This is a genomic window from Saccharopolyspora flava (assembly GCF_900116135.1).
GTDB lineage: Bacteria > Actinomycetota > Actinomycetes > Mycobacteriales > Pseudonocardiaceae > Saccharopolyspora > Saccharopolyspora flava.
In genome coordinates this window covers 727,004-741,221 of the sequence record NZ_FOZX01000003.1, presented here as the reverse complement: position 1 = coordinate 741,221, position 14,218 = coordinate 727,004, and the positions used below count along the sequence as shown (strand labels likewise).

General features: G+C 71.4%; 14 protein-coding genes. 6 read left to right on the top strand and 8 right to left on the bottom strand.

Annotated elements, in window-relative coordinates:
• Positions 1 to 17: 17 nt before the first annotated feature.
• Positions 18 to 1,388 (bottom strand): dihydrolipoyl dehydrogenase, encoded by a 1,371-nt coding sequence (lpdA, locus tag BM424_RS13255; RefSeq protein ID WP_093416834.1) that lies wholly within the window; start codon positions 1,386 to 1,388, stop codon positions 18 to 20.
• A 237-nt stretch (positions 1,389 to 1,625) separates the two neighbouring features.
• Here lpdA and BM424_RS13250 point away from each other — a divergent pair, with 237 nt between their 5' ends.
• Complete coding sequence (locus BM424_RS13250; protein WP_093416832.1) at positions 1,626 to 1,976, top strand: oxidoreductase; 351 nt, start codon at positions 1,626 to 1,628, stop codon at positions 1,974 to 1,976.
• 93 nt (positions 1,977 to 2,069) lie between these two features.
• Here the strand turns inward: BM424_RS13250 and BM424_RS13245 are convergent, their stop codons facing one another.
• Both BM424_RS13245 and BM424_RS13240 read right to left on the bottom strand, forming a co-directional pair.
• On the bottom strand, positions 2,070 to 2,570 hold the full coding sequence (locus BM424_RS13245; RefSeq protein WP_093416829.1) for an OsmC family protein: 501 nt from the start codon (positions 2,568 to 2,570) through the stop codon (positions 2,070 to 2,072).
• 121 nt (positions 2,571 to 2,691) lie between these two features.
• Positions 2,692 to 4,179: a leucyl aminopeptidase gene (locus BM424_RS13240; protein WP_093416827.1), complete on the bottom strand. Its 1,488-nt coding sequence runs from the start codon at positions 4,177 to 4,179 to the stop codon at positions 2,692 to 2,694.
• A 227-nt stretch (positions 4,180 to 4,406) separates the two neighbouring features.
• Here BM424_RS13240 and BM424_RS13235 point away from each other — a divergent pair, with 227 nt between their 5' ends.
• Together BM424_RS13235 and BM424_RS13230 are read left to right on the top strand one after the other, a co-directional pair.
• Positions 4,407 to 5,663: an APC family permease gene (locus BM424_RS13235; protein WP_093416824.1), complete on the top strand. Its 1,257-nt coding sequence runs from the start codon at positions 4,407 to 4,409 to the stop codon at positions 5,661 to 5,663.
• A 7-nt stretch (positions 5,664 to 5,670) separates the two neighbouring features.
• A complete protein-coding gene (locus BM424_RS13230) occupies positions 5,671 to 6,336 on the top strand; it encodes a ribonuclease FAU-1 family protein (protein ID WP_245775811.1) in 666 nt (221 codons plus the stop codon).
• On the opposite strand, the gene BM424_RS13225 is transcribed toward BM424_RS13230, so the two are convergent.
• Positions 6,329 to 6,625, bottom strand: a complete 297-nt coding sequence (locus BM424_RS13225) for a hypothetical protein (protein ID WP_093416821.1) — start codon at positions 6,623 to 6,625, stop codon at positions 6,329 to 6,331. The two genes, BM424_RS13230 and BM424_RS13225, sit on opposite strands and share 8 nt — an antisense overlap.
• Before the next feature lie 135 nt (positions 6,626 to 6,760).
• Here BM424_RS13225 and BM424_RS13220 point away from each other — a divergent pair, with 135 nt between their 5' ends.
• Positions 6,761 to 7,864, top strand: coding sequence for a branched-chain amino acid aminotransferase (locus BM424_RS13220; RefSeq protein WP_093416818.1), 1,104 nt, complete (start codon positions 6,761 to 6,763; stop codon positions 7,862 to 7,864).
• Between the two features lie 48 nt (positions 7,865 to 7,912).
• On the opposite strand, the gene BM424_RS13215 is transcribed toward BM424_RS13220, so the two are convergent.
• Positions 7,913 to 8,329: a pyridoxamine 5'-phosphate oxidase family protein gene (locus BM424_RS13215; protein ID WP_093416816.1), complete on the bottom strand. Its 417-nt coding sequence runs from the start codon at positions 8,327 to 8,329 to the stop codon at positions 7,913 to 7,915.
• A gap of 82 nt (positions 8,330 to 8,411) precedes the next feature.
• Between BM424_RS13215 and BM424_RS13210 the strand changes: the two genes are divergently transcribed.
• Positions 8,412 to 9,350: an AraC family transcriptional regulator gene (locus BM424_RS13210; protein WP_093416813.1), complete on the top strand. Its 939-nt coding sequence runs from the start codon at positions 8,412 to 8,414 to the stop codon at positions 9,348 to 9,350.
• 46 nt (positions 9,351 to 9,396) lie between these two features.
• Here BM424_RS13210 and cobS read toward each other — a convergent pair whose 3' ends face one another.
• From cobS to cobU, 3 genes are all read right to left on the bottom strand, one after another.
• Complete coding sequence (cobS, locus tag BM424_RS13205) at positions 9,397 to 10,134, bottom strand: adenosylcobinamide-GDP ribazoletransferase (RefSeq protein WP_093417100.1); 738 nt, start codon at positions 10,132 to 10,134, stop codon at positions 9,397 to 9,399.
• Entirely contained in the window at positions 10,134 to 11,177 is a 1,044-nt protein-coding gene (gene cobT, locus BM424_RS13200) for a nicotinate-nucleotide--dimethylbenzimidazole phosphoribosyltransferase (RefSeq protein ID WP_175548082.1), read from the bottom strand. The genes cobS and cobT overlap by 1 nt, the downstream gene beginning before the upstream one ends.
• 76 nt (positions 11,178 to 11,253) lie before the next feature.
• Positions 11,254 to 11,793, bottom strand: coding sequence for a bifunctional adenosylcobinamide kinase/adenosylcobinamide-phosphate guanylyltransferase (gene cobU / locus BM424_RS13195; protein ID WP_245775810.1), 540 nt, complete (start codon positions 11,791 to 11,793; stop codon positions 11,254 to 11,256).
• Between the two features lie 172 nt (positions 11,794 to 11,965).
• Here cobU and BM424_RS13190 point away from each other — a divergent pair, with 172 nt between their 5' ends.
• The gene (locus BM424_RS13190) at positions 11,966 to 14,053 is read left to right on the top strand and encodes a tetratricopeptide repeat protein (protein ID WP_093416809.1); all 2,088 of its coding nucleotides are present in this window, start codon (positions 11,966 to 11,968) and stop codon (positions 14,051 to 14,053) included.
• Positions 14,054 to 14,218: the final 165 nt, after the last annotated feature.

Below are 14,218 nucleotides of genomic sequence, written 5' to 3'. Positions count from 1 at the left end.
CTGCGGTGCGGCTGCGCTCAGCCGTGCACGTGCAGCGGCTTGCCGGCCAGGGCGAGGTGGGCCTCGCCCAGGGCTTCGGTCTGGGTCGGGTGGGCGTGGACCAGCGGAGCGACGTCCTCCGGCAGCGCCTCCCAGTTGTAGATCAGCTGCGCCTCGCCGATGAGCTCACCGACGCGGTCGCCGACCATGTGCAGGCCGACGACGGGACCGTCGGTCGCGCGGACCAGCTTGACCGCGCCCTGCGTCTTGAGGATCTGGCTCTTGCCGTTGCCGGCCAGGTCGTAGGTGAAGGTCTCCACCGAGCCGTACTGCTCCTTGGCGGCGGCTTCGGTCAGACCCACCGAGGCGACCTCCGGGTGGCAGTAGGTCACGCGCGGGATGCCGGCCTCGTCGATCGGCTGCGGGTTCAGGCCCGCGATCTCCTCCGCGATGAAGATGCCCTGCTGGAAGCCGCGGTGCGCCAGCTGCAGGCCCGGCACGATGTCGCCGACGGCGAACACGCCCGGGACGTTGGTGCGCAGGCGCTCGTCGGTGCGCACGAAGCCGCGCTCCATGGTCACGCCGACCTGCTCGAAGCCGTGCCCGGCGGTGTTCGGGCCGCGGCCGACGGCGACCAGCAGCAGGTCGGCGTCGTAGGTCTCGCCGTTCTCCAGGCTGACCGACACGCCGTTGTCGTTCTGGGTGGCGCCGGTGAACTTCACGCCGGTCTTGAACTTGATGCCGCGCTTGCGGAAGGCGCGCTCCAGGCGCTTCGAGGCGAACTCGTCCTCGTTGGGCACCAGGTGCGGCAGCGCTTCCACGACGGTGACCTCGGCACCGAAGGAGGCCCAGACGCTGGCGAACTCCACGCCGATCACACCGCCGCCGAGCACGACGACCTTGTTCGGGACGAAGTCCAGGTTCAGCGCCTGCTCGCTGGCGATGATCCGCCCGCCGAGCTCCAGGCCGGGCAGCGACTTGGAGTAGGAGCCGGTGGCCAGCACCACGTTCTTGCCGGTGTAGCGGGTGCCGTTGACCTCGACGGTGTTGGCGTCGACGAGCGTGCCCGCGCCCTCGACCATCGTGACCTTGTGGGCCTTGGCCAAGCCCTGCAGGCCCTTGTACAGGCCCGAGATGATGGTGTCCTTGTACTTGTTGACACCGTCGATGTCGATGCCTTCGAGGGCTGCGCGCACCCCGAACTGGTCGGCGTCTCGGGTGGAATCGGCGACCTCGGCCGCGTGCAGCAGGGCCTTGGTCGGGATGCAGCCTCGGTGCAGGCAAGTCCCACCGAGCTTGTCCTTTTCAATAAGGACGACGGACAGGCCGAGCTCGGCCGCGCGGAAAGCGCAGGCGTAGCCGCCCGAACCGCCGCCGAGAATGACCAGATCGGCGGACGTGTCGGTCACTTCGCACTCCTCGACAGGGCGTCATTGACTTGCAGTCGGTTGCGTGACCTGGTGGGTCATGCACACCACCGGCCATCTTGTCACCACCCGACCGGCCGATGCGCGGTGGGCCGGGTGATCTGTGCTGCATTCGGCACCCGCGGTCGCGCATTCTCAGCTCGTTTTCACACTCCGCACATGTTCGCGGTGGCAAAATCGAACGAGACCGGCCTGAATTGGCTCGGGGAGGGGAGTGCCGTGGGATTTCTCGACCGGTTCCGCAGCCGCCGTCCCGGCACCGGGCGACGTGCCACTTCCGCGGACACCGACCACCTCCGCGACTGGGCGGCGCAGCACCGCGGTGTCGAGGGCTACCTCGAACCCCGCACCTTCGTCACCGAGACGACGCTGCTGCTCATCGCGCACGACGGGGAATGGACCCGTCGCCGGGTGGCCTCGCCGTCGGCGGCGGGACGATTCACCAAGCAGCTCGGAATTCCGCTGTACGAGGTCGCGAAAGTCGGATATCCGCAGCGGATGCGTGATTACCAGGCCCGGCAGCGCATTCTTCGCCGCCGCGCGCAACGCGCCGCCGACGAACGGCCGTGAACGCGCGATCGCGCATTTCCCGGATTCGCAGCGTCACGGCCGTCGCCGAGGGCTGAATCGATTCTCCCGTGATCGATCGCCGCGGGATCGATGTCAGTTCGCGACGCGGGTCGTCGGCGTGCACCGCACCGGGAAGGTCACCGACTTGGCGATGTAGCAGAGCTCGTGGGCGCGCGCGTGCAGCGCCTCGGCGACGTCGACCGCGGCGAGGTCGCAGACGGTGACCTCGGGTGCGAGCTCGACGGCCTCGAACTGGCCGGTGCCGTCGGAGTTCTCCGCGAGGATGCCGCGGGCCTGGTCGTGGTAGCCGGTGACCACGATGCCGGAGTCGGCCGCCAGGTGCAGGAACCACAGCATGTGGCACTGCGACAGCGAGGCGACGAGGAGTTCTTCGGGGTTGTAGCGGTCGGCGTCACCGAGGAACACGGGGTCGGCGGAGGCGTCGATGGAGTCCTTGCCGACGGCGCGGACCTCGTGGGTGCGCTCGTAGCTGCGGTAGGAGCTGGTGCCCTGGCCGGTGTTGCCGGTCCACACCACGTCGACCTGATAGCCGTGCCTGGTCGCGGTCAGCGTGGCCGGTTGCGATTCGGTCATTTACCCATCGTGACATCGGAGCACCCCTGGATGGTGACCTTTTCGTGACTCGAGTCACAAAAGCCGGGATTCCCGGCGGGAATCCCGGCTCCTGCGAACACCCAGGGTCAACGGCTCCGGATCAGCCGTTCTCGGCGATGTCGGCCAGCACCGCCGCGAGCGTGCGGACCGGGACGCCGGTGCCGCCCTTCGGCGTGTAGCCCCACGGCGAGTTGGTGTTGTACGCCGGGCCGGCGATGTCGATGTGCGCCCACTGCACGCCCTCGGCCACGAACTCCCGCAGGAAGATGCCCGCGGCGAGCATGCCGCCCCAGCGGTGGTTGGTGACGTTGGCCAGGTCGGCGAGCTTGGAGTCGAGGTCGGCGCGCAGCTCGTCCGGCAGCGGCATCGGCCAGCCGCCCTCACCGGCCGCCTGCGACAGCCGCGCGACGCGGTCGCGGAACGCGTCCTCGCCCATCACGCCCGGCGTGCGGTTGCCCAGCGCGACGACCTGCGCGCCGGTCAGCGTCGAGGTCTCGATGAGGTAGTCGGGCTCGTCCTCGCAGGCCCGCACCATCGCGTCGACCAGGATCAACCGGCCTTCGGCGTCGGTGTTGAGCACCTCGACGGTCTTGCCGCCGTACATCGTGAGGACGTCGCCGGGGCGGTAGGCGGTGCCCGAGGGCATGTTCTCGGCCATCGGGACGGTGGCGGTGATGTCCAGCGGGTAGTTCAGCTTGGCCGCCAGCACCATCGTCGCGATCACCGACGCGGCACCGGACATGTCCGAGGTCATGTTGTCCATGCCCGCGCCCGGCTTCAGCGAGATGCCACCGGTGTCGAAGGTGATGCCCTTGCCCACCAGCGCGACCTTCTTCGCCGCCTTCGGGCCCTTGTGCCGGATCCGCACCAGGCGCGGCGGGCGGGACGAGCCCGCGCCGACGCCGAGGATGCCGCCGAAGCCCTGCTTGCGCAGCGCCGCGTCGTCGAGGACCTCGACCTCCAGGCCCGCGCCCTTGGCCAGCTCGGTGGCGCGCTCGGCGAACGAGGCCGGGAACAGGTCGTTCGGCGGGGTGTTGATCAGGTCGCGGGCGATGTTGACGGCCTCGCCGATGGCCGTGCCGCCCTTGAGGGCGTGGGTGGCGGTGTCGGCCTTGGCGTCGGCGACCACGAAGTCCACCGCGGCCACCGGGCCGTCGCCGTTGCTCGACTTGTACTCGGTGAAGCCGTAGGCGCCCATCACCGTGCCCTGCACGGTGGCCGGCAGGTCGGCGGCGGGCAGCGTGGTGGCGGCGTGCTCGACGCCGGACAGGGCGCGGGCGGCGGCACCGGAGGCGCGCCGCACGGACTCGGCGGTCGGGCCGTCCTCGCCGGCCTTGCCGAGGCCGACGGCCACCAGCACGGTCGCGGCCAGGCCGGTCGCGGGCAGCTTGACGACCTCATCGGCCTTGCCGCTCGCTCCCAGCGCGGTCAGCACCTTCACCAGGTCCCCGTCGAAGGCGGTGGCGACCGGCTCCGCACCGGGCGCGAGCTGCAGGCCGTCGGCGCCGGAGACGGTGCCGATGACGAGCGCGTCCACGCTCAGCTTGGCCACCGCGGTGTCGGTGAGGGCGAGTTTCGGGGTCGTCACGTGGTCATCCTCCGGATCGGTGCTTGGTTCTCCCAGAGCCTTCCCGCACTCTAGAACGCCGACCCGACCGCTGATCGGCGTGTTCACCCTGGGCGTGGCGCACTGGCGGGAGCACGACACGGCCCGCGTGCGCCCGACGGCTCCGTCGTACTCTCCGTGACGGACGATCGCCATGAGTCAGCCGACAGGCGGCTGAAGTACTCGCACGCGTCTGCAAGGGTGGCCCGGTGACCCGACAGGTTGAATCGGTCGGCCGATTGACGACCGGTCGTGACGCGCTCCCGCTCGCGCTCAGCGGCATGATCGGCGTCGGCGTCCTGCTCGGACCGGCACCGGCGGCCGCCGCGGCGGGCCCGTGGGCGCTGCTGGGAGTGCTGGTCGCGCTGCTGACCGCGGTGTGCGCGGCGTCGGCCACGGCCTACCAGTCGAGCAGGTACCGGGGCCCGGGCGCGGCGTACGCGTGCGTGCGTGAGCGGATGGGCCTGCTGCCCGCCCGCGTCGGCGCCTCGGCGTACCTGGCCGCGCACGTCGCCGCGATGGCCGCGATCGCCCGCGTGATCGGCGAGTTCTTCCTGCCCTCCGCCAGCGCCCTGGTGGCGGGTGCGGTGCTGCTGCTGGTGGTGCTCGCGACGACCACCGGCCTGCGGATCCGGGGCGTGGCCGCGTGGTTGTGGGTCGGGTTGAGCCTGGTGGTGGTCCTGCTGGTGGTGGCGATCTGCTTCGCGATCACCCCGGCGGGCGGACCGGTCGCGCACGTCGAACCGGGCGCGTCCGACGACAGCGCGGTGGGCATCATCGGCGCCGGCGGTGTGCTGTTCCTCGCCTTCACCGGATTCGAGCGGCTCGCCGCGCCCGCCGACGAGGCGGACCGCGCGCCGTGGGTGTCGATCCGCAGCGCCACCCGGTTCTCGCTGATCGCGGTCGCCGCGCTGGTGGCGCTGATGATCGCGGCGCTGACCTACCAGCTGGGCTGGGAGCGGCTCGCGCTGTCGCCGATGCCGGTGCGCGACGTGCTCACCGCCGCCGCGGCCGCCGACCTGGTGCCGCTGGTGTGCGTCGGCGCGGCCGTCGCGCTGCTGCCGGTGCTGCTGGGGACGCTGGAATCCGCGCGCTCGACCGGGCTCGCGCTGGTGCGCGACCGCGAGCTGCCGCGCGCGTTCGGCCGCACCGGCCCGTCCGGCACGCCGTACCTGCTGGACCTGGTGCTCGGGGTCGCTGCGGTGATCGTCTCGCAGCTGGTCGACCCGATCGCGTTGCTGTCGTTCGCGGCCTGCGCGTTGCTGCTGCACTACGCTTTCGCCAACGCAGGCGCCCGTTTGCTGCTCTCCGATGGGCCCACATGGCCTATGCGGGGTGCGTGCCTTGGGATGGGTTTGTCGGTCGTGCTGGCGATGAGCATGCCGATCTCTGCGATGCTGACGACGCTCGGTGTGGTTGTTGTCGGTCCGTTGCTGGCGGGAGTCGTTTCACGCCGGTGGAAATGAGGCGGTCATGCCCAACGCGATGGTGAACGAGAAGACCTGGGACGCCCCGCGGCACCTGTGGGCCCCGGGTGACGAAGTGCTCTACAGCTTCTGGCGCCTGGACGGTTCGCTGGGCACCGTGCACCCGGCCCGCGTCGTCTCCGACGACGGCGAGGACCTGCTGTGCTGGGTGCTGCCGGACACCCCGATCCGGATCACGACCTCCCCGGACGGGAGGAGCCCGCGCGAGATGCCGCTCGCGGAGCGGTTCTCCGGTCCGCGGGTGCCCGCGCGCTCCACGTGGCGCGGGACGTCGACGCTGCGACTGGTCCAGGAGCACCGCTGGTCGTCGGTGTGGTGGTTCTTCGAGCCGTCCGGCGAGTTCCGGAACTGGTACGTCAACCTGGAGATCCCGCGCGGCCGCGACGAGCACGGCGTGCGCCGGGTCGACGGGGTGCTCGACGTCGAGGTGATGCCCGACGGCAGCTGGTCCTGGAAGGACGAGGACGAGCTCGAGGACGCGCTGGCCGCAGGCCGTTTCAGCACCGCCGAGCTGGCGGAGCTGCGCGCCGAGGGCGAGGAGATGATCTCCCGGGCCAAGGACGGCGCCTTCCCCTTCGACGGCACCTACTGCGACGCCCGCCCGGACCCCGCCTGGCCCCGCCCGGCACTGCCCGGATGGCTGCTCAGCTGATCGAGACGAACAGGAGCAGGGTGATCACCGCGATCAGGACCGTCTGACCGACGACCGTTCCGGTGGTCACCTGCTGGGGGAACCACTCCTGGTGCTTGTCGCGCCACCAGTAGCCCCAGCCCGCGACGCCGACGGCCGCGAGCACCAGCCCGAACCAGCCGATCCACGCGTAGCCGAGGGCCAGCAGCATGCCCGCGCCGAACGGCATCAGAGCGGCGATCACCGCTGCCCGGACGTCCTGCTGAACGGAGGTGGGCTGCGGCGCGGGGGTGTTGTCGGCCTGCGTCATGGCCTCATCATAAGTCGGGTTCGTTCCCGGATTCAGCAGAATCTCGGCGTCCGTTTCACAACGGCTCGATACTTGGATGACCAACCGAACCCGAGCCGGTTTTCACTGCTCCAGAGCACGCGATACCGTACGCGCATGAGCGGAGAACTGTCTTTCACCCGGAACCCCAACCCGCAACCGGCCTCAGCCGAGCGCCGCGCGGAGGTACTGGCGAATCCCGGGTTCGGCAAGTTCTTCACCGACCACATGGTGACGATCAAGTGGTCCGAGGACCAGGGCTGGCACGACGCCCGCCTGGAGGCGTACCACGCGCTGGAGTTCGACCCGGCCACGTCGGTCCTGCACTACGCGCAGGCGATCTTCGAAGGCCTCAAGGCCTACCGGCAGCCCGACGGCTCGATCGCGGCGTTCCGCCCGGACGCCAACGCCCGCCGCTTCCGCGACTCCGCCAAGCGGATCGCGATGGCCGAGCTGCCCGAGGAGCTGTTCGTCGAATCGCTGCGAGAGCTGGTCGCGGTCGACCGCGAGTGGGTCCCGAGCACCGGTGAGAGCTCGCTGTACCTGCGTCCCTTCATGATCTCCACGGAGATCGGGCTGGGTGTGAACCACCCGTCCAACAGCTACCTGTACTCGCTGATCGCCTCGCCGGCCGGCTCGTACTTCGCCGGTGGCGTCAAGCCGGTGACGGTGTGGTTGAGCCACGAGTACGTGCGCGCCGCTCCCGGCGGCACCGGCGCGGCCAAGTTCGCGGGCAACTACGCGGCGTCGTTCCTGGCGCAGGCGCAGGCCGTCGAGCAGGGCTGCGACCAGGTCGTCTGGCTGGACGCCTGCGACCGGCACACCGTCGAGGAGATGGGCGGGATGAACCTGTTCTTCGTGTTCGGCTCCGGCGCCGACGCGAAGCTGGTGACCCCGGCGCTGAGCGGCAGCCTGCTGCCCGGCGTGACCCGGTCCTCGCTGCTGGAGCTGGGCAAGGAGCTCGGCATGCAGGTCGAGGAGCGCAAGATCACCGTCGAGGAGTGGGAGAAGGCGGCCACCACCGGCGAGCTCACCGAGGTCTTCGCCTGCGGCACCGCCGCGGTGATCACCCCGGTCGGCCACGTCAAGCACCGCGACGGCGAGTTCGGCATCGCCGACGGCGGGCCGGGCGAGGTCACCATGAAGCTCCGCGAGAAGCTGACCGGGATCCAGTACGGCACGGTCGAGGACACCCACGGCTGGATGACCAAGCTGGGCTGACCTCCTCTTCCAGCGCCCCCTGCCGAGCGGCAGGGGGCGCTGTCGTTCCTAGAAGTCCAGGCGGGTGGCCTTGTCCGGGTGCAGGACGATGCGCAGCCAGGTCCCCTCGCGCAGGCCCGCGAGATCGTCCTTCCTGGCCGGGTCGTCGAGGTCCCAGTACCGGGCGGCGAGGCGTTCGACCAGCTCCGGGGCTCCGTCGGACTCGATGTCGGCGCGGCCGGAGACCGCCACCCAGCGCTCGCGCTCGGTGGCGGGAGCGGCGACGACCAGCGAGGCGCGCGGATCGCGTTGCAGCCGGGGCACCTTGGCCGAGGCGGGGTCGGTGAACAGCTCGATCGTGCCCTGGGCGGTGGCCTCGAACCACACCGGCCGGGGCTGCGGCGGGACGGGTCCGGCGGCCACCGTCAGGAAGCCGTGCAGCGGGCGGCGGAGGAAATCGCGGTCCTCGTCGGTCAACGTGCTCATGGCGTCGAGTCAACCGGGTCTGCTCGGACGACGACATGGGCGAGACGCCGAAGCACCTGCGTCATCGTCTAACGTCGCGGTCGTGGACGCGTTCGGTGATCTCTTCCGGGGGCTGCGGGCGCAGGGCTCGCTGTTCGGCAGCACGACCCTGACCCCGCCGTGGTCGCTGCGGTTCGTCGACGGTGCGCCGCTGACGCTGGTCACCGTCCTCGACGGGCACGGCTGGATCGTCCCGGAGGACGGCGAGCCCGAACCGCTCCGCGACCGGGACACCGTCGTGGTGCGCGGGTCGGGGACCTTCACCGTCGTCGACGAGGTGGGGACCTCGGCGGAACCGCTGGACTGCGGCGAGTTCTGCTCGGCGCCCGAGCAGGGCGGGACCCGGCACCGGCTCGGCTGGCACGACCCGGGGGAGGGCGCCGGGGCGACGTTGATCGTCGGCGCCTACCCGCTGCGCGGTGAGATCAGCCGCCGGCTGCTGGACGCGCTGCCGGTGGTGCTGCGGGTGGCCTCGGGCGGGACCGGTGATCCGGTGCTCGACCACCTGGCGGCCGAGGTCGCGGTGGACGCGCCGGGGCAGCAGCTGGTGCTCGACCGGCTGCTGGACTGGATGCTGGTGTGCACCTTGCGCGAGTGGTTCGACCGCCCCGGCGGTGAGCCGCCGGGCTGGTGGCGGGCGCAGCGCGATCCGGTGGTGGGGGAGGCGTTGCGGTTGTTGCACGCCGAACCGGCGGCACCGTGGACGGTCGCCGCGCTGGCCCGCCGGGCCGGGACGTCCCGCTCGACGCTGGCCAAGCGGTTCACCGACCTGGTCGGCGAACCGCCGTTGACCTACTTGAGCCGCTGGCGCATGACCCTCGCGGCGGACCTGCTCGCCGAGGACGGTGCCAGGACGATCGCCGAGATCGCCCGCACCGTCGGCTACGCCGACCCCTTCACCTTCAGCGCCGCCTTCAAGCGGTTGCGCGGGACGACACCCAGCGCTCACCGTCGTGCGGTGCTCACCACGGGACAGTTTTAGCCATAACCGTCCGGACATTTCGGGCATTGATCATGGACAGTTATGGCTAAAACTGTCCGCTGCCGAGCACCGCACCCACCAGGACCACGGTCGTGGCGAGCTCCGAGGCGGCGCCGAGAACGTCGCCGGTGATCCCGCCGAAGCGCCGCCGCACGTGCCGGGTGAACAGCACCAACACCCCCGCGGCCACGAGCACAGAGACCGCCGCGGCGGGGCTGACCAGCAGCGCGGCCAGCGCCGCGACGAGCCACCAGCCGATCACCAGCCACAGCGGCTGGCTGCCCGCCACGAGCGCGCCCATGCCCTCCGGGCGCGCCGACGGCACACCGCTGCGGCAGCACAGCACGAACCCCGCGCGCCCGGTGGCGCAGGCCAGGACCAGCGCCCACGGAGTCGCCGCGAGCTCACCGATGCTGACCGCCTGCACACCGATCACCAGGATCAGCGCGACCACCGCGAACGGCCCGGCGCCGCCGTCGCGCATCACCTGCAGCGCGCGCTCCGGCGGTCCGTAGCAGCCGAGCCCGTCGACGCTGTCGGCCAGCCCGTCCACGTGCATACCCCTGGTGACCAGCACCAACAGCGCCACCACGAGCAGTCCGGCCAGCAGCGGGGGAGCACTCAGGGCGCTGAGACCCCACAGGACCAGCGCCCCGATCCCGCCGACCAGCGCGCCGACCAGCGGGGCGAAGGAGATCGCCTGCCGGCACGCGCGGTCGTCGACCCGACCGGCCCGCACCGGCAGCACCGTCAGCCACGAGACCGCCAGGCGCAGCCCGTCGATCACGCCCCGGCCCCGGCGACGCCGGCTTCGTCGAAGGTGGCCATCTCGGCCAGCACCTTCACCGCCGCGGTCAGCACCGGCAGCGCGGTCAGCGCGCCGGAGCCCTCGCCCAGCCGCAGCTGCATGTCCAGCACGGGTTCGAGGTCGAGGTGCTGCAGCACCATCTGGCCGCCCGGTTCGGCCGACCGGTGCCCAGCCAGCCACCACTGCCGCGCCCCGGGCGCGAGCTCCTCGGCGACCAGCGCCGCGGCACCGACGACGACGCCGTCGAGCAGCACCGGGGTCTTGCGCACCGAGGCCTGGGCGAGGAACCCGGCGAGCGCGGCGATGTCGGCGCCGGTGGCGGTGCGCAGCAGCGCGACCGGGTCGTTGTGGACCTTGCGGGCGCGGCGCAGCGCGTCGCGGATCGCGGCGGTCTTGCGCATCCACGCCCGGTCGTCGATGCCGGTGCCGCGTCCGACGACGGCGACCGGCTCGGTGCCGGTGAGCAGCGAGATGAGCACGGCGGCGGGCGTGGTGTTGCCGATGCCCATGTCCCCGGCGATGAGCAGGTCGGCCCCGGAGTCGACCTCCTCGTCGGCGATGGCGCGCCCGGCCTGGATCGCCGCCCGCACCTCCTCGTCGATGAGCGCGTCCTCGCGGTCGATGACCCCGGAGCCGCGGCGCACCTTGTGCTCGCTGACCACCTGCGGGGTGTCGACGGCGACGGCCATGTCCACCACGCGCACGGTCGCCCCGGCGTGCGAGGCCAGGGCGTTCACGGCGGCGCCGCCGGCGAGGAAGTTGGCGACCATCTGCCCGGTCACCTCGGGCGGGTAGGCGGACACGCCGTGCTGCGCGATGCCGTGGTCACCGGCGAAGACGACGACCCGCGCGCGTTCGGGCGGGCTCGGCGGGCAGGCGCCCTGCCGCGCGGCGAACCACACGCCCAGCTCCTCCAGCCGTCCCAGGGAACCGGCCGGCTTGGTCAGCTGCGCCTGCCGCGCCGCGGCGTCCCGCGAGACCTGCTCGTCGGGCGCCGGGACCGGCGGGAACTCGATCATGCCGGGGTCGTTCTGTTCGGTGGACAAGCGAAAACCTCCGTGTTGAAAAACCGCAGCTCAGCAAGGCCCTGAACGCTCACCGGACGCGCAGCGGGCATCCGGCGATCAGCAGCAGCACCTCGTCGCACACCTCCGCCAGGCGGGCGTTGAGCGAGCCGAGCTCGTCCCGGAACAGCCTTCCAGACCGCGTACCGGGCACGACGCCGAGGCCGACCTCGGCGGACACCAGCACGACCCGGCCGGCGCACGCGGACACGGCCGCGACCAGCGCGTCGCAGTGCCCCGCGACGACCTCCAGCGCAGCCGGATCCCGCTCCCACGCCCCGGCGTCGTCGAGCACCCCGGTCAGCCAGGTCGCCAGATCGTCCACCAGCACGTGGTCCTCCGCGGACGCCTCGCCGAGAACCCGCCGCAACCCCTCGGGATCGGGCGCCTCCACGGTCCGCCACGCCGCGGGCCGCCGAGCCACGTGCTCGGCGATCCGCTCGTCCCACTCGGAGTCGGAGGGATCCCGCCGCCCCGTGGCCACGTACACCACGGCACCGTCCTCGGGCACCAACCCCTCGGCGTGCGCCGACTTCCCGGACCGAGCCCCACCCAGCACCAACGACCGCACGAAACCTCCCAGCACAACAACCGCCGAGACCGTACCCGGAGAACCCCCGCACCCCACCCCACCCGTGTCCCGCATCATTCACCGAATCGGAGTCACCACCACACATCGACGGCGGTTCCAGCAGGTGGTGCCGAGTGGCAGCCTTGGGACGTTTGGGGGAAGGGCGGTGGGGATGGACTTCGAGCAGACCGGCGCGATCGCCAACGCGGCCTCGGGGCACGGCGTGGGCAACCTGGTGCAGGCCGGCGTGGTGCACGGCGACGTCCACGTCCACGCGGCCGAGCGCACCAGAACCAGCCCTTCCCAGCGCCCGCGCGCGCCACGGCACTTCGTCAACCGGGTCGCCGAGACCGAGAAGTTCCAAGACCTGCTCTCCGGCGAGGCCCCCGGGCCGACCGTCGTGGTGATCAGCGGTGCCGGTGGTGTCGGCAAGAGCGCGTTGGCGGCGCGGTGGGTGCCGCTCTGCCGCAGCCGCTTTCCGGACGGGTCGCTGCACGCGGACCTCGGTGCGTTCTCGTCGTCGCGGCCGACGAGGGTGTCGCAGGTGCTGGAGAGCTTCCTGCGCTCCCTCGGTTGCGAGCCTGACTCCATCCCGGCAGACCTCGACCAGCTCGCCGCGATGTACCGCGACGTCACCGCGGGCCGGAAGCTCGTCGTGTGCTTGGACGACGCCTTCTCCGCAGCGCAGGTGCGACCGCTCATCCCGCCGGAATCGCTGGTGTTGGTCACCAGCCGCTACCGGCTGCCGGGGCTCGCCCTTGATGGAGCGCACTTCGTCGAACTCCCGCCGCTGCACGCGGCGGATTCGGTGGAACTGCTGCGCAGCGTCCTGGGAGAGCAACGCGTCGGCCGCGAGTCCGGAGCGGCTGAGCGCATGGCGGACCTGTGCGCGGGATTCCCGGTGGCGTTGATGGTCGCCGCGTCGCGGCTGACCGCGCACCGCAAGTGGACCCTGCGGCGGATGACCGCTGACCTGGAGGACGAGCGGAACCGCCTGCCTTCTTTGACCTTGCGTGGTGATGTCTCGGTGCGTGCCGTGTTCGACCTGTCCTACCGCAAGCTCAGCGCTGAGCAGGCCGAGTTGTACCGGGTGCTGTCCTGCCACCCCGGCACCACGTTCGGCGCGGACGTCGCCGCCGCTGCGGTGGAGCGTCCCCGCGAGGAGGTCGTGGACTCGCTGGAAGCGCTGGTGGAGGCGAGCCTGCTCGACGAGGTGGGCGACGACCGGTTCCGCTTCCACGACCTGTTGCGCCTGCACGCCTCGGATTGCGCGACCGAGGCGGGCCTGGACCGTCGCGAGGTGCTGGGTCGCTTCGTCGCCTGGTACCTGAACAGCGCTTATGCCGCCGACCGGCTCGTCACCCCGGGCCGCTGGTACCTCGGCGAGAAGCGCGATGCGGGACTGACGTTCACCTCTGCCACCGAGGCCCTGGACTGGCTGGACGAGGAACGGCTGAACCTGGTGTTCGCGCAGCGGGAAGCACGAGAGCAGGGCTGGCGAGAGGTGGTGTGGTGCTTCGGCGAGGCGATGTGGAGCTTGTTCGTCTACCGCAAGCACTACGGCGACTGGCTGGAGACCACGCGGCTCGCCGTGGACGCCGCATCCGGGGAGAACGTCCGCGCCGAATCCCGGCTGCGCGGTCAGCTCGGACACGCCTTGGGCAACCTGCACCGCTTCGACGAGGCCGAGCGCGAGCTGCTCGCGGCGGCGCGACTCGCGGAAGCAGCCGACGACCCGAGGAGCCAGGCCACCGCGGCCTCGCGTCTCGGCATCCTGGCGCGGCACTGCGGAAAGCTCGACGAAGCTCTCGTGTCGTTCCGCCGTGCGTTGGAGATCGACCTGCGCGTCGACGACCGCAGAGGTGCGGCCCTCCGGCTGCGGCGCATCGGTGAAACGCTCACTGCGCTGGGACGGCACGACGACGCGATCGCGGAACTGTCGCGCTCGGTGGACCTGATGCTCGAGCTGCCGGACCCGGGCGGAGCTGCACGCGTGTCGACCCGGCTGGGCGAGGCCTTCACGGCCGCGGGCAGGCCTCGCGACGCCGTCGGCCCGCTGCACGAGGCACTGGCGGTGCTACGCGAGATCGGCTCCGACTTCTACGTCGCCGAACTGCTCGTGGCCCTGGCCGCCGCGCATGAAGCGGCAGGCGAGATCGCGCAGGCCCGGACTCATTTGGGGGAGGCGTGCGAACTGCACGAACGCATCGGTGGTCCGCACGCCGAACCGCTCAGGAAACACCTGACCGAACTCGAATGACGGCCAGGCATCCCGGAAATCGCCGCAACACCTCCTCCGGCGAATCCGGTACGACCAGCACGTCGCCCAGTTCCCACCAGGATTCCTCGGCGATCGCGGTCCACACGACGACGAACCCGTGAACGCTCACGATTCCGCTGGCGTGCGGACCGGGCCGAAGAGCCT